At 40.0% G+C, this 19,457-nt stretch carries 28 protein-coding genes, 1 other RNA gene and 1 pseudogene; 26 read left to right on the forward strand and 4 right to left on the reverse strand.

Annotation, left to right across the window (positions count from 1 at the left end):
* The first annotated feature begins 36 nt into the window (after positions 1–36).
* The 14 genes from comGA to NST05_RS01570 all read left to right on the forward strand — a co-directional run bounded on the left by comGA (position 37) and on the right by NST05_RS01570 (position 8,293).
* Positions 37–978, forward strand: a complete 942-nt coding sequence (gene comGA, locus NST05_RS01505; RefSeq protein WP_014622005.1) for a competence type IV pilus ATPase ComGA — start codon at positions 37–39, stop codon at positions 976–978.
* Positions 860–1,960 carry a competence type IV pilus assembly protein ComGB gene (gene comGB / locus NST05_RS01510; RefSeq protein ID WP_144239090.1) on the forward strand — a complete coding sequence of 367 codons (1,101 nt, stop codon included), beginning with the start codon at positions 860–862 and terminating at the stop codon, positions 1,958–1,960. The genes comGA and comGB overlap by 119 nt, the downstream gene beginning before the upstream one ends.
* A complete protein-coding gene (gene comGC, locus NST05_RS01515) occupies positions 1,957–2,283 on the forward strand; it encodes a competence type IV pilus major pilin ComGC (protein WP_300976332.1) in 327 nt (108 codons plus the stop codon). The genes comGB and comGC overlap by 4 nt, the downstream gene beginning before the upstream one ends.
* A complete protein-coding gene (gene comGD, locus NST05_RS01520) occupies positions 2,243–2,671 on the forward strand; it encodes a competence type IV pilus minor pilin ComGD (RefSeq protein WP_340742981.1) in 429 nt (142 codons plus the stop codon). The genes comGC and comGD overlap by 41 nt, the downstream gene beginning before the upstream one ends.
* Entirely contained in the window at positions 2,643–2,936 is a 294-nt protein-coding gene (gene comGE / locus NST05_RS01525) for a competence type IV pilus minor pilin ComGE (RefSeq protein ID WP_300976330.1), read from the forward strand. Before comGD ends, comGE begins: the two co-directional genes overlap by 29 nt.
* Positions 2,920–3,357: a competence type IV pilus minor pilin ComGF gene (comGF, locus tag NST05_RS01530; protein ID WP_084829135.1), complete on the forward strand. Its 438-nt coding sequence runs from the start codon at positions 2,920–2,922 to the stop codon at positions 3,355–3,357. The genes comGE and comGF overlap by 17 nt, the downstream gene beginning before the upstream one ends.
* Positions 3,335–3,652 (forward strand): competence type IV pilus minor pilin ComGG, encoded by a 318-nt coding sequence (gene comGG / locus NST05_RS01535; protein WP_023909975.1) that lies wholly within the window; start codon positions 3,335–3,337, stop codon positions 3,650–3,652. Before comGF ends, comGG begins: the two co-directional genes overlap by 23 nt.
* 44 nt (positions 3,653–3,696) lie before the next feature.
* Positions 3,697–4,653 carry a class I SAM-dependent methyltransferase gene (locus tag NST05_RS01540; protein ID WP_340742872.1) on the forward strand — a complete coding sequence of 319 codons (957 nt, stop codon included), beginning with the start codon at positions 3,697–3,699 and terminating at the stop codon, positions 4,651–4,653.
* Positions 4,654–4,708: 55 nt separating this feature from the next.
* Complete coding sequence (locus NST05_RS01545; RefSeq protein WP_084826168.1) at positions 4,709–5,902, forward strand: acetate kinase; 1,194 nt, start codon at positions 4,709–4,711, stop codon at positions 5,900–5,902.
* A gap of 248 nt (positions 5,903–6,150) precedes the next feature.
* Entirely contained in the window at positions 6,151–6,348 is a 198-nt protein-coding gene (locus NST05_RS01550; RefSeq protein WP_084826167.1) for a helix-turn-helix transcriptional regulator, read from the forward strand.
* Between the two features lie 11 nt (positions 6,349–6,359).
* On the forward strand, positions 6,360–6,635 hold the full coding sequence (locus NST05_RS01555; RefSeq protein WP_084826166.1) for a CAAX protease: 276 nt from the start codon (positions 6,360–6,362) through the stop codon (positions 6,633–6,635).
* Positions 6,592–7,017: a CPBP family intramembrane glutamic endopeptidase gene (locus NST05_RS01560; protein WP_082309151.1), complete on the forward strand. Its 426-nt coding sequence runs from the start codon at positions 6,592–6,594 to the stop codon at positions 7,015–7,017. The genes NST05_RS01555 and NST05_RS01560 overlap by 44 nt, the downstream gene beginning before the upstream one ends.
* 73 nt (positions 7,018–7,090) lie before the next feature.
* The gene (locus tag NST05_RS01565) at positions 7,091–7,534 is read left to right on the forward strand and encodes a hypothetical protein (RefSeq protein WP_041829335.1); all 444 of its coding nucleotides are present in this window, start codon (positions 7,091–7,093) and stop codon (positions 7,532–7,534) included.
* Positions 7,535–7,630: 96 nt separating this feature from the next.
* Complete coding sequence (locus tag NST05_RS01570; RefSeq protein ID WP_084826165.1) at positions 7,631–8,293, forward strand: type II CAAX endopeptidase family protein; 663 nt, start codon at positions 7,631–7,633, stop codon at positions 8,291–8,293.
* 29 nt (positions 8,294–8,322) lie between these two features.
* On the opposite strand, the gene proC is transcribed toward NST05_RS01570, so the two are convergent.
* Both proC and pepA read right to left on the reverse strand, forming a co-directional pair.
* Positions 8,323–9,093, reverse strand: a complete 771-nt coding sequence (gene proC, locus NST05_RS01575; protein WP_082309149.1) for a pyrroline-5-carboxylate reductase — start codon at positions 9,091–9,093, stop codon at positions 8,323–8,325.
* Positions 9,094–9,108: 15 nt separating this feature from the next.
* Complete coding sequence (gene pepA / locus NST05_RS01580) at positions 9,109–10,176, reverse strand: glutamyl aminopeptidase (protein ID WP_084829134.1); 1,068 nt, start codon at positions 10,174–10,176, stop codon at positions 9,109–9,111.
* A gap of 99 nt (positions 10,177–10,275) precedes the next feature.
* Between pepA and NST05_RS01585 the strand changes: the two genes are divergently transcribed.
* The 7 genes from NST05_RS01585 to tadA all read left to right on the forward strand — a co-directional run bounded on the left by NST05_RS01585 (position 10,276) and on the right by tadA (position 14,794).
* Positions 10,276–10,560: a DUF4651 domain-containing protein gene (locus NST05_RS01585; protein WP_002952020.1), complete on the forward strand. Its 285-nt coding sequence runs from the start codon at positions 10,276–10,278 to the stop codon at positions 10,558–10,560.
* Positions 10,557–10,871: a thioredoxin family protein gene (locus NST05_RS01590; protein WP_002945230.1), complete on the forward strand. Its 315-nt coding sequence runs from the start codon at positions 10,557–10,559 to the stop codon at positions 10,869–10,871. The genes NST05_RS01585 and NST05_RS01590 overlap by 4 nt, the downstream gene beginning before the upstream one ends.
* 9 nt (positions 10,872–10,880) lie before the next feature.
* Complete coding sequence (gene ytpR / locus NST05_RS01595) at positions 10,881–11,504, forward strand: YtpR family tRNA-binding protein (RefSeq protein ID WP_082309147.1); 624 nt, start codon at positions 10,881–10,883, stop codon at positions 11,502–11,504.
* 137 nt (positions 11,505–11,641) lie between these two features.
* The gene (locus tag NST05_RS01600; RefSeq protein WP_071417489.1) at positions 11,642–12,673 is read left to right on the forward strand and encodes a YeeE/YedE family protein; all 1,032 of its coding nucleotides are present in this window, start codon (positions 11,642–11,644) and stop codon (positions 12,671–12,673) included.
* A 14-nt stretch (positions 12,674–12,687) separates the two neighbouring features.
* Positions 12,688–12,915: a sulfurtransferase TusA family protein gene (locus NST05_RS01605; RefSeq protein ID WP_064355726.1), complete on the forward strand. Its 228-nt coding sequence runs from the start codon at positions 12,688–12,690 to the stop codon at positions 12,913–12,915.
* A gap of 204 nt (positions 12,916–13,119) precedes the next feature.
* Entirely contained in the window at positions 13,120–13,512 is a 393-nt protein-coding gene (locus NST05_RS01610; RefSeq protein WP_011227579.1) for a single-stranded DNA-binding protein, read from the forward strand.
* 763 nt (positions 13,513–14,275) lie between these two features.
* Positions 14,276–14,794, forward strand: coding sequence for a tRNA adenosine(34) deaminase TadA (tadA, locus tag NST05_RS01615; RefSeq protein ID WP_011681675.1), 519 nt, complete (start codon positions 14,276–14,278; stop codon positions 14,792–14,794).
* Between the two features lie 80 nt (positions 14,795–14,874).
* Here the strand turns inward: tadA and NST05_RS01620 are convergent, their stop codons facing one another.
* On the reverse strand, positions 14,875–15,138 hold the full coding sequence (locus NST05_RS01620) for a hypothetical protein (protein WP_011681674.1): 264 nt from the start codon (positions 15,136–15,138) through the stop codon (positions 14,875–14,877).
* 52 nt (positions 15,139–15,190) lie between these two features.
* Complete coding sequence (locus tag NST05_RS01625) at positions 15,191–15,358, reverse strand: class IIb bacteriocin, lactobin A/cerein 7B family (protein ID WP_014621998.1); 168 nt, start codon at positions 15,356–15,358, stop codon at positions 15,191–15,193.
* A 262-nt stretch (positions 15,359–15,620) separates the two neighbouring features.
* Between NST05_RS01625 and ffs the strand changes: the two genes are divergently transcribed.
* From ffs to NST05_RS01650, 5 genes and pseudogenes are all read left to right on the forward strand, one after another.
* Positions 15,621–15,719, forward strand: an RNA gene (gene ffs, locus NST05_RS01630) — signal recognition particle sRNA small type.
* Between the two features lie 6 nt (positions 15,720–15,725).
* Positions 15,726–16,559 carry a putative RNA methyltransferase gene (locus NST05_RS01635; protein ID WP_014608733.1) on the forward strand — a complete coding sequence of 278 codons (834 nt, stop codon included), beginning with the start codon at positions 15,726–15,728 and terminating at the stop codon, positions 16,557–16,559.
* A gap of 114 nt (positions 16,560–16,673) precedes the next feature.
* Positions 16,674–17,428, forward strand: a pseudogene (locus NST05_RS01640) (HAD family hydrolase).
* An 85-nt stretch (positions 17,429–17,513) separates the two neighbouring features.
* Complete coding sequence (gene dapD / locus NST05_RS01645; RefSeq protein ID WP_002951996.1) at positions 17,514–18,212, forward strand: 2,3,4,5-tetrahydropyridine-2,6-dicarboxylate N-acetyltransferase; 699 nt, start codon at positions 17,514–17,516, stop codon at positions 18,210–18,212.
* 78 nt (positions 18,213–18,290) lie between these two features.
* The gene (locus tag NST05_RS01650) at positions 18,291–19,424 is read left to right on the forward strand and encodes an N-acetyldiaminopimelate deacetylase (RefSeq protein ID WP_011681671.1); all 1,134 of its coding nucleotides are present in this window, start codon (positions 18,291–18,293) and stop codon (positions 19,422–19,424) included.
* The last annotated feature ends 33 nt before the right edge of the window (positions 19,425–19,457 follow it).

Consider the following 19,457-nt stretch of genomic DNA (forward strand, 5'->3'; position numbering starts at 1 on the left):
TAAACTTTTTACGAATAGGTTTATGAGGAGGTCCTTATGGTAACAGAATTTGCTAAGGAAATGATCAAAAATGCTGATAGTTGTGGGGCTCAAGACATCTATGTCATTCCACGTCAGGATAATTATGAGCTCTATATGCGAGTCGGGCAAGAGAGGAGATTGATTGATGTATATCGGCCTGATTTCATGGCTAGTCTTATTGGTCACTTTAAATTTGTGGCGGGAATGATGGTGGGTGAGAAGCGTAGGAGTCAACTGGGTGCATGTGACTATGATTGTGGTGACGGTCACTTGGTTTCTCTGCGTTTATCAACTGTTGGAGACTATCGAGGTTTGGAGAGCTTGGTTATCCGTATCCTACATTCCGAACGTCGAGAATTAGTGTATTGGAATCAAGGAATCCAGCCTATTAAGGATGCCTTGGATTATAGAGGACTGTATCTCTTTGCGGGTCCCGTAGGTTCTGGGAAGACCACACTTATGCATGAGTTGGTTCAGGAGCGTTTTAAGGGGCAGCAGGTAATTTCGATTGAGGATCCTGTTGAAATCAAACAGGATAATGTCTTGCAACTCCAGGTTAATCAGGTGATTGATATGACCTATGATAGTTTGATTAAGCTATCTCTACGTCACCGTCCAGATGTTTTGATTATTGGGGAGATTCGGGATAAGGAGACTGCCCGGGCAGTTATTAGAGCTAGTCTAACAGGTGTAACTGTTCTTTCAACTATTCATGCTAAGAGTATTGCTGGCGTTTACGAACGTCTCTTGGACCTTGGCGTAGATAAGTCTGAGTTGGATAATGCTCTACAAGGCATTGCCTACATGCGTTTGATCAAGGGGGGAGGTGTGATTGATTTTGCCAGAGAAAATTTCCAAAACCATTCGTCGACCAACTGGAATCAGCAGTTGGAAGGTTTGGTTAAACAAGGATGTCTCACTGAGAGGGATATCCAAGGGGAAAAAATTAAAGATTAGTCAGCAAGTTAAGGTTATCCAGCTCTTCAAACAACTTTTAAAGGCCGGTTTTACCTTAACTGAAATCGTAGCCTTTTTGGAGCGAAGTCACTTGCTGAAAGAAACATCCTTGTCTCTTATGAAAGAGAGTTTAATACGCGGTGATAGGTTGGATCAGATGTTAGCGTTAGTGGGGTTTTCGGACAATATTGTTACTCAGATTTCTCTTGCTGACAAGCACGGTAATCTTCTAGGGAGTCTAACAAAGATTGAAACCTATATGCTTCGTATGACAAAGGTTCGCAAGAAACTCATGGAGGTGGCGACTTATCCCATACTACTTCTGGGTTTTCTGATTCTGATTATGCTAGGACTTAAAAATTATCTTCTACCCCAACTCTTAGAGGGTGATGGTAAGAATAATTGGGCTGTACAGTTGGTTCAAATTTTTCCCCAGCTTTTTTTTGTGAGTTTGTGTGGACTCCTTGTGTTGGGTTTAATTCTCTATCTATGGGTGAAACGACAGTCAGCCCTTGTTTTTTATAGGCGAATGGCCAAAATCCCTTTTATTGGTCAGACAGTAAGGCTTTACACGACCGCCTATTATGCTAGGGAATGGGGAAATTTAGTAGGTCAAGGCGTTGATTTGCTAGATTTGGTGGCTCTTATGCAAGAGCAAAAGTCTAAACTCTTCCGTGAGCTGGGAGCCGATTTGGAAGAAGCCCTGATGCTGGGACAGAGTTTTCCTGAACGTATTGCCAGTTATCCGTTTTTTACTAAGGAGCTCTCACTAATTATTGCTTATGGGGAGGCCAATGCGAGGTTGGGCTATGAGTTGGAAGTTTATGCCGAGGAGGTTTGGCAAAACTTCTTTAACCGTCTTAATAAGGCAACAACCTTTGTGCAACCCCTCATTTTTGTTATTGTTGCAGTTGTGATTGTAATGATCTATGTAGCCATGCTATTACCAATGTATCAAAATATGGAAGGAATGATGTCATGAAATTGATGTTAAAAAAATTGAATGCCGTTAAATTACGAGCCTTTACTCTGATTGAAATGCTAGTCGTACTTCTCATTATCAGTATTCTCCTTTTGCTCTTTATTCCTAATTTAAGCAAGCAGAAGGATTCCGTTAAGGAAACTGGAAATGCGGCTGTAGTCAAGGTCGTGGATTCTCAGGCAGAACTTTATGAAATGAAGAATAACAAGACAGCTAGCTTGGCAGCTCTTGTTTCAGAAGGTCAAATTACGCAAAAACAGGCAGATTCATACAATGATTACTATGCGAAACATGATGGTGAAAGCCGCTCAGTGGCCAATTAGAGCTTTCACCTTGTTGGAGAGCCTGATGACGCTAGCAGTGGTTGTCTTTCTCACTCTGAGTTTGGCAGGCTCAGTCACAGGTATTTTTCAGCAGGTCGAGATTAATCTTTTTTATCTGCGTTTTGAGTACCTATATCGAGATAGTCAGCGCTTGGCATCATCGGAAGGATCTAATGTTGAATTGCAGTTAACTAAGAATAAGGTTAGTAATGGAAGGTCTAGTCTGCTTATTCCTAAAAGTATTCATCTGGATAAGGGGCAGACGCTAGTGTTTGATGCTAAAGGAGGCAACTCTAGCCTCACGAAAATTCGTTTTTCAAGTGATAAGGAGGTGGTGACCTATCTGCTTAACATGGGCAGTGGTAAATATAAAAAGACGATCTCTTAGAGGTTATATTCTTATTGAAAGCCTGGTAGCTATGGCTGTTTTAGTACTTGTCAGCAGTCTGATATTGGAACAAATTAATACCAACCGCAGACTAATGGCTGATAATCTCCATCAACAAGAGGTCTTGAGTGTGGCAACAATGGCAGTTCAGACCAATCAAGACCAGTTAACGCTGAATGGCATAGCGGTGACAGTTAAACGTAGCCAGCAAGGTATCACGGTTTATGAATCGGGAAAGGAGATTATTCATGTATCTAAGCAGTAAGCTGCGTGCCTTTACCCTCTTGGAATGTCTAGTGGCCTTGTTGGTCATTGCTGGCTCAGTTCAAGTTTATCAAGGGTTAACCACTGTACTTGTGAGTAATGTTAAGCAGGTAAGACAACAAGAAAACCAAGACTGGCTTCTATTTGTTCAACAAATGGAGGGAGAATTAGAAGGATGTCAGTTGGTCAAGGTAGAGGGGAACAAACTCTATGTCAAGCAGGATAATCAAGACTTGGCTTTTGGTCTTTCAATTGCCTCTGATTTTCGAAAAACAAATGCTGATGGTCGAGGCTATCAACCAATGCTTTTCGATGTCAAATCTAGTAAGGTAAGTCAAAAGAACCAGATAGTTACCATCCAAGTGACTCTTAAAAATGGACTACAAAGGAGTTTTATTTATGCTTTTGAAAAAACAGGTTAGGGGAGGCGTTCTTCTCTACGCTCTTTTTATGGCTGGCATTTTTACACTCCTTCTTCAGGTTTATCTGGAACGGGTGGTAGCTAGCTCTAGACAAAACAAAGCGCAAATAGTGGCCAGTCAAAGCCGTCTCATGGCAGAGATGACTATGGCCTTGGTGGATAAGAAAGCAGGTGCTTTTAGTTTTTCTCAGGGGACTACGACTTACGAGATTAAGGGTAAGCAAGTGATTGTCAGAGTTGCCAGTAAAGGCCAAATCAAGACCTATCGTTATGTGAAGAAACAAGAGCAGAGATAGAAATTCTCTTTCCTTTTTGATATGATAGAGGAACGGAGGAAATCATGAATTTTGAAGCAATTGAGACAGCTTTTGAGCTGTTGTTAGAAAATGTCCAAACTATTGAAAATGATCTTGGAACCCATGCTTACGATGCACTTATTGAGCAAAATTCCTATTATTTGGGGGCTGAGGTTGCTAATGAGCTCATCATCAAAAACAACGAGAAATTACGGGCGCTTAATCTAAGTAAAGAGGAGTGGCGTCGTGCTTTTCAGTTTTTGTTTATCAAACTAGGGCAATTGGAAGCTTTACAAGCCAATCACCAATTTACACCAGATGCTATCGGATTTATCATTCTGTACTTGCTCGAAGGTTTGACCCAGGAAAAACAATTAGATATCTTGGAGATTGGTTCGGGAACAGGAAACTTGGCTGAAACTCTTCTAAATAATAGTCAGAAAACCCTTAATTATATGGGGATGGAAGTTGATGATCTTCTTATCGATTTGTCAGCTAGTATTGCTGAGGTGGTGAATTCAGTAGCGGTTTATATCCAAGAAGATGCTGTTCGACCACATATTCTCAAAGAGAGCAACGTTATTATCAGCGATTTACCTATAGGTTACTACCCTAATGATGAGATTGCGAGTCGTTTCAAGGTGGCAGCAACTGGCGAACACACTTATGCCCATCATCTTCTTATGGAGCAATCGCTTAAGTATTTGAAGAAAGACGGTATTGCTATTTTTTTGGCACCAACCAATCTTTTGACAAGCCCTCAAAGTGATCTGCTTAAGAAGTGGTTATCAGGATATGCTGATATTATTGCTGTTATTACTCTTCCAGAAGCAGCTTTTGGCAATAAACATAACATGAAGTCTATCTTTGTGCTAAAAAAACAAACTAAAGATGCTCCTGAGACCTTCGTTTACCCACTTAGCGATTTGCAAAATCCAAGGGTCCTCAAGGATTTTACAGAGAATTTCCAAAAATGGAAATCAGATAATTCCATTTTCTAGTAAAACATGATAGAATAGGTATGTATTATTGAAAGCGTTTTATAAAGAGGTGCTTATGACAAAAACAATAGCAATCAATGCAGGAAGTTCAAGCTTGAAATGGCAATTATATGAAATGCCAGAAGAAGTTGTTCTTGCTAAGGGTTTGATTGAACGTATTGGCTTGAGAGATTCTGTTTCAACAGTAAAATTTGCTGACCGTTCTGAATCGCAAACCTTAGATATTGCTGACCATGTTCAAGCGGTAAAAATCTTGCTTGATGACTTGATTCGTTTCGATATTATCAAGAGCTATGATGAAATTACAGGTGTTGGTCACCGTGTGGTTGCTGGTGGAGAATATTTCAAAGAATCAAGCTTGGTGGATGAATATGCCTTGGCTAAGATTGAAGAATTGTCAGCCTTGGCACCGTTACACAATCCAGGTGCAGCTTCAGGGATTCGTGCCTTCAAGGAACTTCTACCAGATATTACAAGCGTTGCTGTTTTTGATACAGCTTTTCATACATCTATGCCAGAAGTGGCTTACCGTTACCCAGTTCCTAACCGTTATTATACAGACTATCAAGTTCGTAAATACGGAGCACACGGAACTAGCCACCAATATGTTTCTCAAGAAGCAGCTAAGCTACTAGGAAAACCTATTGAAGAAACGAAGATTATCACAGCCCATGTGGGAAATGGTGTTTCAATTACTGCCGTTGATGGTGGTAAATCGGTAGATACTTCAATGGGATTGACACCACTTGGCGGAGTTATGATGGGAACACGTACTGGGGATCTCGACCCTGCGATTATTCCATTCATTATTGACCGTGAGCCTGACATGGCCGATGCTGAACGTATACGTCATGTCTTTAACAAGGAATCAGGTCTTCTTGGTATTTCTGAAAAATCAAGCGATATGCGTGATATCATTGCTGGTAAAGAGGCTGGTGATGAAAAATGTACGTTGGCCTATGATCTTTATGTGGATCGTTTGCGTAAATACATCGCTCAATACTTTGGTGTCATGAATGGAGCGGATGCTATCGTCTTTACAGCGGGTATCGGTGAAAATTCTGCGGATGTTCGCGCTTCAGTTTTGGATGGTCTCACTTGGTTTGGTATTGAAGTGGATCCTGAAAAGAATTTTTTCGGACATGTTGGCGATATTACAACAGCAGATTCAGCTGTTAAAGTGTTTGTTATTCCAACGGATGAAGAATTGGTGATTGCGCGTGATGTTGAGCGCCTTAAAACTAAATAAGTTATCAAAAATTTGATAAGACCAGAAAAGTTGGCTGAGCAATTGGCCAGCTTTTTTGAATGCTTTGAAAGAATCATTCAACTATTTCTGTGTGTGGTCATTGAAAAGCTAAAGAAAATTTCGCAAAAAATGTAAAAAAGAGTTTACAAAATATGTAAAGTAAACTATACTATAAATGTAAAGCAAATTTTACAAAAAAGGAAAAGAGCCGAAATATTTGAGAAGAAACGATAGAGTTGAGGTTTCATATGGAAACAAAGATTCGGGAACTTCGCAAGGCTAATAAGATTAGTCAGGCAGAATTAGCAGATGAGATGGGAGTCACGAGGCAGACCATCATTTCACTCGAAAAAGGGCGCTATAATGCGTCGTTGGAACTAGCTTTTAAAATTGCTAGGTATTTTGGAAAGACTATTGAAGAAGTCTTTATTTTTGAAGAAGATTAAGGAGTAAAGATATGTTTAAACAAGTAATGAAGAAAATTGGCGTTATTTTTTTAGCGCTCACTCTACTAATCTTAGATTTAACACTATTAGATGCTTTCCCGCTACTTACTCAGGATGGTAAGTTTTCACTTGTGGAGCAAATAGGTTACGGTGTTTGGGCATTAGGGAGTTTGGCTATTTTTATCGTGATTGCTTATGGATTTAAACTCTTATTGCTTAAAGAGATTAATTGGAGACGTCTCGTTGCGATTGCTTCTCTTAATCCTCGTCATCTTTTTCCTAGGTGATCTTCTAGGGTATTTTGTTGGTCAGTTAACACATAATGCAGCTATGGAAAATCAAGATGCTTTAAATAAGATGTTTATTCACGTACCAACCTATCTTCAGTTTGCAGTAGTAGGTTTTATCATTCCTATTATGGAAGAAATCATTTTTAGGGGACTCTTAGCCAAGGTGCTTTTTGGAAAATACTTTAAGATGGGTCTTGGTATTTCCAGTCTTCTCTTTATGGCTGGGCATTCAGCATCTACGCCTCAGACAATTGTCATCTATGGTATTATGTCAGCTGGTCTTGCCATAACATATTATAAGACTGAGCGTATCGAGTACAGTATGGGTGTCCATATCTTAAACAACAGTATAAGTGTCCTACTTAGCCTTTTTGTTTAAGGTGAATGTTTAAAGTTATCATTGAAAAATTTTATATTGCTCTTTTAAAGGATAATGAAGGGAGTATCTAGATATGTTATTAAAAACGTTAGGAAAGAAAAAAACAGAATCAGAGTATAAAAAATACATAGCTCGAGTAGCATGTTCTTTCTTTTCTTTGGGTATTTTGGGATTATTTATTGTTCGCTCTAACAGTCTTAGTGATTATGCGTTAGGATTAGTAATGGGAGTTACCATTGGGAGTTATGCCCTGTCGATTTATTATTTTGCAGCGCTTAGGCATTCGAAACGTCTTCATCAGATGTACATTGCTGCCTACGATGAGCGAAATAAACAGATTTTGCAGGTGACAGCAGTTGCAACACTGGTTCTGGAGTTTTTGCTTATCTTTGCTTTGATTGCCCTATATGCCTTTGCTAATATTCAGTTGCCCTATGTTACAGTCCTATCTATCTTGCTCTATGGCTTGGTTCTGGGATTTGCTCTTATTCGTCTGATTCTATCTAAAATAAGATAAGATTCCTGAATTATACCTCTATTTTCATGGTGTCTTGTCAAAATAGTAGATTTGTATTATAATAAAAGTACAAAATATAAAAAGAGGTAGCTTACTATGAACAAAGAGTCCATTTTAAAACGTTTTCTTTATTTTTTACTGGCTTTCCTAATTTTGTGTATTGAACAAGCTCCAACCATATTTGTTCGTGTTAAAGACGTGAGGGCAGTGAGTCTCCTAATTTTGGTTATGCTACTCATTAGTGCAGGAGCTCTTTTCTTAGGAAAACGCATGGGTCTTCTTGAGGGGTTCAAGACACTGTCTTCCTTAAAAGCATGGGGGATGATTGGCTTGACCTACCTAGGTATTTACATTGTTACTAGGATTGGTGCAATGGTCATGATGTGGGAAGGTGTTAGTAATAGCACCAATCAGGAAATCATAGAAAATGCCCATATGAATCCCTTTGTTCTCATAACAGTTACAGTGATTATGGCACCGATTGTGGAAGAGTTGATTTTTAGAGGGCTCCTCATAGGACGAGTCTTTAATCCAGATTCTATTGTTGGCTTGATTTTGAGTAGCTTACTCTTTGGCCTTGTTCATATGCCTAATAGTATAGGTGTCTGGATTATATATGCAGGTATGGGGTTTACCCTTGGGACAGTATATCGTAAGTTTCAAAAGTTAGAGTACTGTATCATGGCCCATATGATTAACAATAGTATTGCGGTTTCAATGATGTTACTTTTGCAATTGTTAGCGCCCTATATCAAATAAAGCTCGGAATTTTCCGAGCTTTATTTTTACTATAATTTTTTGGCTTTGGCAATGGTTGTATCAATACTTGAAGCCACACTATGGGTGAGACCTGTACGCTCAAGGTCCATGAGACCTGCGATAGTGGTCCCACCAGGGCTACATACCTTGTCAATAAGATCATGTGGACTATCGCTACCTAGACTGAGATTTTCAGCAGTAGCTAGAACTGTCTGTGTGGCAATGGTCAGAGCAACTTGCTTACTTAGGCCATTTTTGACGCCAGCCTTAGCCAGAGCCTCGATAAAGAGGGCGATATAGGCCGGACTAGAGCCAGCTAGAGCAGTAAAGGTATCGAAGTCCTTCTCAGCCAATTCAACAGTAGTTCCAAAACTATCTGTGATTTCCTTGGCAATTACCAAAAGGTCCTCAGATACCTTATCATTGGTACAAAGGCCAGTCGTGCTCTTAAGAATTTGAGCATTAAGGTTAGGCATGATACGAATAAGAGGTAGGTCTGCACTTGTGAGTGAAGCTAGGCGTTCCAAGGTCACTCCAGCAGCCAAACTCATGATAGGTTGATGGAAGTTGAGGTCAGTTAGCACCTTATCAAACATTTGAGGTTTAATACCAAGGATGATCAGATCAGCATTTTCTACTAATTCTTGATGGGAAGCAGCAGCTTCAACCTCTAGTTCCTCTGCAATTTGGCGCGAACGAGCCAAAGAAGACCCTGAAATAATGATACGATGTGAGCTTTTATTTAGGCCGTTGATAATAGCTGTTGCCATTTTTCCGACACCGATAAAACCGATAATCATGGGTTACTCCTTATCTTAGTAGTTCTTAATCAAATCTACTGTTGAGCGATCCAACTTCTTAACAATAGCTTGTAAAAAGGCTTGTGCTTCTAGGAAGTCATCCATAGCATATAGGGTTTGGTGCGAGTGAATGTAACGGGCACAAACACCAATAGTTGTTGATGGTACTCCAGAATTTTGCAAGTGAGCGGCACCAGCATCTGTCCCCCCTGCAGCGCAGTAGTATTGGTATTTGATACCAGCTTCTTCAGCAGTAGTTAAAAGGAAATCCTTCATATTTGGCAACATGATGTGACCTGGATCGAAGAAACGAATAAGGGTACCATCACCTACCTTACCTTGATTACCATAGATGTCACCTGCAGGGGAGCAGTCCACTGCAAAGAAAATTTCAGGATCAAATTTAGTGGTAGAAACATGGGCACCACGTAAACCAACTTCTTCTTGAACGTTGGCACCAGCAATTAGAGTATTATTGAGTTCTTGATCTTTAACATTTTCCAAGAGTTCACGAATCATGAGAACACCATAACGGTTGTCCCAAGCTTTAGAGATCACATTTTTTTGATTAGCTGTTAGAATCGTTTCTGATTCAGGAATAATGACCTCACCCGGGAAAACACCGTAGGTATTAGCTTCTTCTTGGTTGGCAAAACCAGCATCAAAGACGATATCAGAGACACCAGGAAGACTTGAAGTCCCACTGCTGCCACGCAAGAAATGAGGTGGGACTGAACCTGAGATGACAGGATAGATACGGCCGTCACGAGTGTGTAGGGTAAAGCGTTGAGAACTGACAACTAGTGGGTTCCAACCCCCAAGCTCTACTACACGGAAAGTCCCGTCTGACTTGATTTCTTTAATCATAAACCCAACTTCATCCATGTGGGCAGCCACGAGCACCTTAGGGGCATTTTCCGTTTGACTATGCTTGATACCGAAAATACCACCAAGACCATCTGTTTGCACCTCGTCTACGAGCGGTGTGATAGTTTTACGAAGGTAGTCACGTACAGGTGTCTCAAAGCCCGCAGCTGCCTTGAGTTCGGTTACTTCTTTAATTTTGTTAAATAGGGTAGTCATAAAATCCTCCTTGAGTAGTACTTGCTACTATTTTAGCACGATTCTCAAGAGATAGGTAGCCTCTCCCCATTCCTCTAAAATTATGGTAAAATGTTTCTTATGAAACGTAAAACATTGGCCTTGTTTGCTGGAGGCGTAGGAGCTTTAGGTCTCTTGGCAATGACAGAGAAGTATAGACAGTCACGCGTAGAAATGAAGAAAGCTGCATTAATCCAAGATATTAGACAAGAATTATCACATCTTGGCCCCATCGCAGTTCTTTATACGAATCCTACGGATAAAGAAAATCCTGGGCTCACAGGAGGTATCGTCTTAGAGGATGGACGTGTCTATAGCTTTGTTTATGCAGAGGACAAGCTGACCTATGAGGAGGAACAAGCATGATTATTCCTAAGAATCTTGAAGAACTGGCGAGCTATGTTGATAGTGATCAAAAAGTGGTCTTCTTTTTTACTGCCGATTGGTGTCCGGACTGCCAGTTCATCTACCCCGTTATGCCTGAAATTGAAGCCAGCCATCCAGATATGACCTTTGTGCGTGTTAACCGTGATGATTATATGGCTTTAGCACAAACGTGGAATATTTTTGGTATCCCAAGTTTTGTCGTGACTCAGAATGGTCAGGAATTGGGTCGTTTGGTCAATAAAGCTCGTAAAACCAAAGAAGAAATCACTGCCTTTTTGGCAACACTATAAGGAGAATCCATGATTTTTGCATACAATAAAGAACAAGTTGGCGACGTTTTGTTAGTTATCTTGGAGGATACTAAGGACATTAAACGTAGCGTAGAACGTAAAGGTAAAGTGGCTCGTGTCACAGCTGATGAAACAGGTAAGACTCTTGCTTGGAACATTTTTGAAGCATCAAGCCTCATTGATATCGAAGGAAATGGTCAAGTTTTCTTGTCTGACCAAGATGTAGCTACCTTAAATGAGGAATTGGCTAAAGAGGGCTTTGAAGAGCGTTTGGAAAATACGCAAGGTCCAGTCTTTGTGGTTGGACAAATTGATGAAATGGTTCCACATCCAGACAGTGACCACCTTAACATCTGTCAAGTGAACATCGGTGATAAGAAGGTCCAAATCGTTGCAGGAGCACCAAACGCATCCCCTGGTCTTAAAACTATCGTAGCTCTCCCTGGTGCTATGATGCCTAGCGGGGCTCTTATCTTCCCAGGAAAACTTCGTGGTGAAGATAGCTATGGAATGATGTGTTCCCCACGTGAGTTGGCCCTTCCGAATGCCCCGCAAAAACGTGGGATTATTGAACTTGATGATTCAGCAGTAGTCGGCGAGGCTTTTGATCCAGCTAAACACTGGAAAAGGTAAGTAAGAGAAGAAGCGGTAATAATCCGCTTTTTTTGTTTGCCATAAAGAAAGTTTATGGCTAACCATAAAAAAGAAAGATTATACAAGTTATAATATTTTTTTTATAATGTATTCAATATTTACTTTAGGAGGTACTTATGCTTACGACTGCTCTTTCTGGTGGGATCATTGGTCTGATATTTGGATTCGTTTTGCAACGAACTCGTTTTTGTATGACGGGTGGTTTTCGAGACATGTATATTGCACGTAATAATACCTTATTTTACGCTTTCCTTATTGCAATCACAGTAGAAAGTATAGGAGTGCTTTTCCTGATTAAATTAGGTATTGTTGGAAATCCCTATGAAGAATTTTCCGTGTTAGGAGCTATTGTGGGTTCCTATCTATTTGGAATTGGAATTGTTCTTGCGGGGGGATGCGCCACAGGAACGTGGTATCGTGCAGGTGAAGGACTCTTAGGTAGCTGGGTTGCACTATTTTTTTATATGACAAGTGCAGCAGCTATGAAATCAGGATTCCTTGTACCTTTGAATCAATCAATAGCTAAGCGATGGGTGATTAACGATGATTTAGCGAGTCAATTAGGAATTCCGGTTTGGTATTTTCTTGTTTTCTTAGTAGCTATAACAAGTTTTGTTGTCATTCGAGAGTTACGTAAGCCCAGACGTCAGATTGCTTCGCTTCCATCAAAATATAAGGGAGTGAGACACTACCTATTTGAGAAAACTTACCATAAATATTTTGCAGGACTTCTAATTGGTCTTGTTGCTTTAATTGCTTGGCCAGCTAGTCAGCTGACTGGTCGTGTTGGAGGGTTAGGGATTACAACACCATCGGCACATCTAATTAGTTATATTATTACAGGCGATAGTAAGCAACTTGGTTGGGGTGTTTTTCTTGTATTAGGTATTTTTATCGGTTCCTTTCTTGCTGCAAAGGGATCTCAAGAGTTTCGCTGGCGTTTGCCAGACTTGCCAACCATCGCTAAAAGCACACTAGGAGGTATTTTTATGGGAATCGGTGCTTCTTGGGCTGGTGGCTGTACAATTGGTAATGGTTTAACAGCTACAGCAATTTTTTCTAGTAAGGGATGGATTGCTTTGCCAGTGACTATTTTAGGTGTTTGGACGGCTTCCTATATTATCTTTGTAAAACCAAACAAAAATTAAGAGGAGAATATGATATGACTTTGGTAAAACTTGAAACTGGTGGACTGGTATGCCCATTTCCGTTGATTGATGCGAAGAAAAAAATGGCTGAATTAGCTACAGGTGATGAGTTGTTGATAGCTTTCGATTGTACGCAAGCAACGGAAAGTATACCAAACTGGGCTGCAGATAATGATTATCCTGTGACGCGCTTTGAACAAGTCGGCCCTGCTTCATGGGAAATTGTAGTTCAAAAACGTTGAGCTAGCTAAACGAGTAGAGAAAATTTAAAGATCAATTGTTGTAATGAAAATATCCTATGGAGTACTATTTCTAGAAAAATAATAACCTTCGAGTAGTAGAGAGATTCGAATATTAGAAGGGATCCTCTCGAGAGAATCTGTAAAACTATTTAAAAATAATCTATTTTTTACTTCCTCTTACGAATAGATAGGTGGAGGTAAAAAATGTATAACAAAGTAATTTTAATTGGACGTTTAACAGCTACTCCTGAAATGGTTAAGACTGCTAGCGATAGGTCTTTTACACGTGTCACAGTTGCGGTTAATCGTCGCTATAAGACGCAAAATGGTGAGCGTGAGGCTGACTTTATTACAGTGGTTGTCTGGGGGCGTTTGGCTGAGACCTTAGCCTCTTATGCTAGCAAGGGGAGTTTAATTTCTCTTGATGGTGAGCTTCGTACCCGTAAGTACGATAAGGATGGCCAAACCCATTACGTTACTGAGGTGCTTTGTTCCTCTTTCCAACTTCTGGAGAGTCGTGCTCAGCGTGCTGTTAGGGAAAATAATCCTGATAATGACTTGGCTGACCTGATTTTAGAAGAAGAGCTTCCCTTTTAGTTTATCCTTTGTCTAGCTATCTAGGTCTCCTATCTTTGAAGTCACCTCTCCAAAAAAAATCATTATCTTATTCCATACCTTGTTTTGAAGAATTGTTGGAGATAAAACATTAAACACCTGTTAGACTAATAAAAAGTAAAATTAGATAAGACTTAGGATGATAGGAGTTTAAAAGTATAGATAGAGTAGAGAAAGTTATTCGAAAAACCTTAAAATGCAGATATAACATGGTTTTTTGCTATTTGGTTAATTAGCCAAAATAGTGTACACAATTAACAGTTCTTTCTCATTTATGTCATTGTTTTATTACCAATTTTTAAATTAAATGATAGAGGTTTCGTGATAAACTATAGGTGGGTAAGGAAAAGCTATAAAAGTTACTTTTATAGTAGGCATTATTTGTTTGGAAGGAAAGTATGAAATATCACAACTATAATACTATGCTTGCAATTGTTTGAGACAGTTACATTTTAGTTTATTGTTGTGAGGCTTATAGGTCGATTCAATGATTTCACAGACAATTGACTGTGACACTCCGACTGACATATAAATTAGGATGTTAAGTGGTCGTTGACTTTTCGTCTAGCCTTGGGAGAACACATTGGTGTGATTTCTAAGACTCACCAAACTATTGTGTTTGAAGCTAGGATGATTCGTCTTAGCTTTTTTTTGTACCCTTTAGAAAGGGAATGTTTTTCTTATGCTATAATAGAAGGACTAAGCGAGACGCCATCTCGTAAATCTTGGAACAGGAGTAAGACTAATGCTTGACTATAGCCAAGAAGAGAAAGAGATTTTTATGTCTGAGGCTCTTAAGGAGGCTCAAAAATCTCTAGATAAAGCAGAAATTCCAATTGGTTGTGTTATTGTTAAGGATAGAGAAATCGTTGGTCGTGGGCATAATGCGCGTGAGGAGCTCAACCAAGCTATTATGCATGCGGAGGTCATGGCCATTCAAGAGGCCAATAGGACAGTGGGCAACTGGCGTTTGTTAGACTGCACCCTTTTTGTGACTATTGAACCCTGTGTCATGTGTAGTGGAGCCATTGGTCTGGCGCGTATTCCCAAAGTTATCTATGGAGCATGTAATCAAAAATTTGGTGGTGCAGGTAGCCTTTATGATATCTTAAGAGATGAGCGTCTCAATCATCGCGTAGAAGTTGAGACTGGTGTCATGGAGGCGGACTGTGCTAAGATTATGCAAGACTTTTTCCGCCAGAGCCGCGAACGCAAAAAAGAAGCCAAACGATTGGCTAAATTAGAAGTCGTGCAAGATATGTAAAGACAAAATGCAAGCCAAAAGAGCTTGCATTTTTCAATAGGAGATTAGAGGGAGTCTTGTTTTTTTGAAGGATCTTTAAGTCACTCTTCCTTAGTCTTATGTTTTTCTTGTTCTCTTGTCAAAAGAAAAATAGGCATGAAGAGTATAAGTGTCCAAAAAGCTGACTTCAAATTAGTGTCAATAATTGGTGTTCCTAATCGTTCATGAAAGATTAGGTTGATTAGGAGTATGAGAAATAGGCTACTGATAATTCCAGCTAAAGCGATTTTTACGAGTAAATAGTTGTTCATTTTAGGGAATTGATTAGCAGTAGTACCATTTGTTTGATTTCTTGTAAGCTTCATAAGTTATCATTCTCAAAATCTTGGAGATGTCAGTTGAAGTTAAGTTCTTTTATTAGTGTTTGAGATTGCAGAAAGATTTACCCGCAGCATAGCTTAGATCATAAGTCAGTTTTGCGCCAGCAATTCCTACTGAAATAGCAGCCCAAGGAACTGTACCACCTGATACGATTTCGAGTTCTTGAGTAGTCATTTTCTTACGGTTGTTGATTGTTTCAGTCATTGTTCTTATTGTCCTTTCTTCTTATCGAGCAGTATCCATTCAATAAAGTCAGTTATGTCACTAGCTTTTGGTGCTTTCCTCAAGCTGCGGATTTATTATAAGGTGAAGAGAAATAAAAAAGTAGTGACATTTCTGTTACTATGGCATTGCTAGGGTTTATCAAAGTTTATACTGATGAAAAAAATAATGAGCTTCGATGAGGGATAATCCTATCTAGTCTTGTCTTAAGTTTCCTACTTGCAATCACTTCGATTTATGGTATAATATTTATCGGAGCAACATCTGTGCGTGAAGCGGGTCAGGGGAGGAATCCAGCAGCCCTAAGCGATTTCAGGTGTGTGCTCTTTTTTTGTGTCGAGGAGGATTTATGGCTAATTTTAGTGTTTTTAAAAATCAAGAAAGCCTTTTTGCTTGTCCTATTTGTCAGGATTCAATGCATTTGGACCAGTCTAGCTTGGTTTGTCAGAATAGGCATACCTTTAATATCGCCAAGCAGGGCTTTGTCAATTTTTTGAGACAGAACAAGGGAGATAAACACTATGATATGGCTTCTTTTGAAAATAGGAGTCAGATTCTTGCGGCAGGCTACTATGATTCCATCCTGGAGGTGATTTCCGAGCGTTTGCGTGACCTTCCTAGACATTCGCATGTTCTAGATGTTGCCTGTGGTGAGGGCTATTACAGCCGTCAGTTGGCTTTAGCATTTGACAAAGATTTCATGGCCTTTGATTTGTCTAAGGACTCCATCCTTCTTGCGGCTCGTCAAAATCCTCAGAAAAATGTGGCATGGTTCGTTGGTGATTTGGCTAAACTGCCCTTGCGTGAGCACAGTATAGACCTGATTTTAGATATCTTTTCACCAGCTAATTATCAAGAATTTGGACGACTTTTGACTGATCAGGGGTTGATTTTCAAGGTCATTCCTCATGAAGATCATCTTAAAGAGTTTCGCCAACTATTACCGGAGGTGCATGCTTACTCTAATCAGGATGTTGTGGAACATTTCCAGGAATCCTGTGAACTTTTGGAGTGTGTGACTATTGTCAGGACTTGGTCTATGCCACCAGAACATGTTCAAACATTTGCAGAGATGACACCTCTTTTCTTCCATGTTGATAAGAACGGTTTAAATTTGTCCTCGGTGACGCAATTGACAGTTGCAGGAGAGTTACTGATTGGTCGTATTAAAAATGATAAGTAATCCTAACGGTTGTTGGGATTTTTTTGATGGGAAAATTTCTTGGTTAGTTTGTTTGATTTTCTTAAAAGGTGTATGATAAAGAATAAGAAATCTTGAGTAATGAGTAAAAAGGCTTTGATGAATAACGTTTATAAGAACTACATTTTTGATTTTTATGGAACCTTGGTTGATATCCTAACCGATGAGAAAGATCCTGCGTTATGGGATAAATTAGCCCAACTTTACCAAGCTTATGGGGCGGATTATAAGGGTGAAGGTCTTAGAAAATCTTATGCTAAGCGTGTGGCACTGGCTCGTGAGGAGTTAATAGAGCTTAAAGGAGTTGCGTATCCAGAAGTTGACTTAGCTCACATTTTCAACCAGCTTTATGTAAATGGTCGACCTCAGTCTAGTTGCCTTCATCAGCTAGAGGATTGGGGCCAATTGATAGCTATAGTCTTTCGCGTCTTATCTCGTGTAAGCGCTTATTAGTTTATCCGCATACCAAGGAGGTTTTGACCTTTCTAAAAGATCAGGGATGCCATCTTTATCTCTTATCTAATGCTCAAGCAGCCTTTACGAACGCCGAGATTGACCTAATGGAGTTAAGATCTTGTTTTGATACCATTTATTTGTCTTCTGATGCGGGTATCTGTAAGCCTCAACCAGAATTTTTGAAGCAAGCTCTAGATGACTATGGGTTGAACCCATCTGAGACTGTCATGGTGGGAAATGACTTGACGACGGATATTGCTGTAGCTAAAGCGGTTGGAATTGATGGAATCTTGTTGAATACTTTCCCTTATTCTCGTCAAGAGCTGGAGACATCCCCAATCAAGCCAGACCGAGTGATTACAGATATAGAGGATCTAAAGACAGTTTTTACATAAAAATACATTCGATTCGGCAAAAGTAAAGACAATTATCAGAATTTTTGGTATAATAATTCCTAACTTTATGTGAATGGAGAATCTCATGACTGCACAAAAAATGTCTGCACAAGAAATTATTGCTTTTATCGGTAATGCAGAAAAGAAAACAAATGTTAAAGTAACTTTTGAAGGGGAATTGGCAACTGCTGTTCCAAGTTCTGTCACTAAGCTTGGTAATGTTCTTTTCGGTGACTGGAAAGATATCGAGCCACTTCTTGCAAATTTGACGGAAAATAAGGATTATGTTGTGGAACAAGATGGCCGCAACTCAGCTGTTCCATTGCTTGATAAGCGTCACCTTAATGCCCGTATCGAGCCAGGTGCCATTATACGTGACCAAGTAACGATTGAAGACAATGCCGTCGTTATGATGGGGGCTGTAATCAATATCGGAGCGGAAATCGGTGCAGGTACTATGATTGATATGGGTGCTATCCTTGGTGGTCGTGCTACTGTTGGTAAAAACAGCCACATTGGTGCGGGTGCAGTCCTTGCTGGCGTGATTGAACCAGCTTCAGCAGAGCCAGTACGTATCGGTGATAACGTGCTTGTTGGTGCTAATGCTGTTGTGATTGAAGGTGTTCAAGTAGGTAACGGTTCAGTCGTTGCCGCTGGCGCTATCGTTACTCAAGATGTCCCTGAAAATGTGGTTGTAGCAGGTGTTCCAGCTCGCATCATCAAGGAAATCGATGAAAAAACACAACAAAAAACAGCACTCGAAGACGCTTTGCGTAACTTGTAATATATTGATAGTAGAGGCCCGTAAGGCCTCTATTTCTAGATTCTCTATAAAATAAATATAAATAAAAAGGACAAAAACATGACACTTGATTTAATCAAAATCAGACGAGACCTTCACCAAATTCCCGAAATTGGTTTGGAAGAATTTAAAACGCAAGCTTATCTCTTAGAGCGTATTGCTGAAATGACTGAAGGTAAGGACTTTGTGGAGCAACGTACTTGGCGTACAGGAATCCTTGTTTTTCTTCATGGTTCTGCGCCTGAGAAAACTATTGGTTGGCGTACAGATATTGATGGTCTACCAATTGTAGAGGAAACAGGTCTTGACTTTAAATCTATTCATGAAGGTCGTATGCATGCTTGTGGTCACGATATTCATATGACAACAGCGCTTGGTCTCTTGGACCAGATGCTTCAAGTACAGCCTAAAAATAACATGCTCTTCCTTTTCCAGCCAGCTGAAGAAAATGAAGCTGGTGGTATGCTTATGTATGAGGATGGTGCCTTTGGAGATTGGTTGCCAGATGAGTTCTATGGGCTCCACGTCCGTCCAGATTTTAAGGTAGGAGATATTGCTACAAATACGAATACCCTTTTTGCAGGAACTTGTGAAGTACTCGTTACTTTCAAAGGTAAGGGAGGTCATGCCGCCTTTCCACACGAGGCCAATGACGCTCTTGTAGCAGCTTCTTACTTTATTACACAGGTACAAACTATTGTTAGTCGTAATGTTGATCCTATCCAAGGCGGCGTAGTTACCTTTGGTTCTTTCCATGCAGGAACGACCAACAATGTTATCGCTGAAACAGCAGAGGTCTATGGTACTATTCGTACTCTTACTCAGGAAATGAGTCTCCTCATCCAGAAGCGCGTGCGCCAGATTGCAGAAGGCGTAGCAGCTAGCTTCGGTATGGAAGTGGATATCATGTTGAAACAAGGTGGTTATCTCCCTGTGGAAAATAATCCAGCCTTGGCTAAAGAGTTGATGGCCTTCTTTGATGCTAGTCCAATGGTGAACTTGATTGATTGTTTGCCAGCTATGACGGGCGAGGATTTTGGTTATTTGCTTAGTAAGGTTCCTGGTGTCATGTTCTGGTTGGGGATTGATACGCCATATGCACTTCACCATCCTAAGATGAGTCCAAACGAAGAAGCTCTGGCTTTTGCAGTGAGTGAAATTGGTAAGTTCCTTAAATACAAGGCAGAGGACTAATGATAGTTGATAAAGCTAAAAAAACTACCAAAT

Origin of the sequence: Streptococcus sp. FSL E2-3494, assembly GCF_038007085.1 — a bacterium.
Classification (GTDB): domain Bacteria; phylum Bacillota; class Bacilli; order Lactobacillales; family Streptococcaceae; genus Streptococcus; species Streptococcus thermophilus.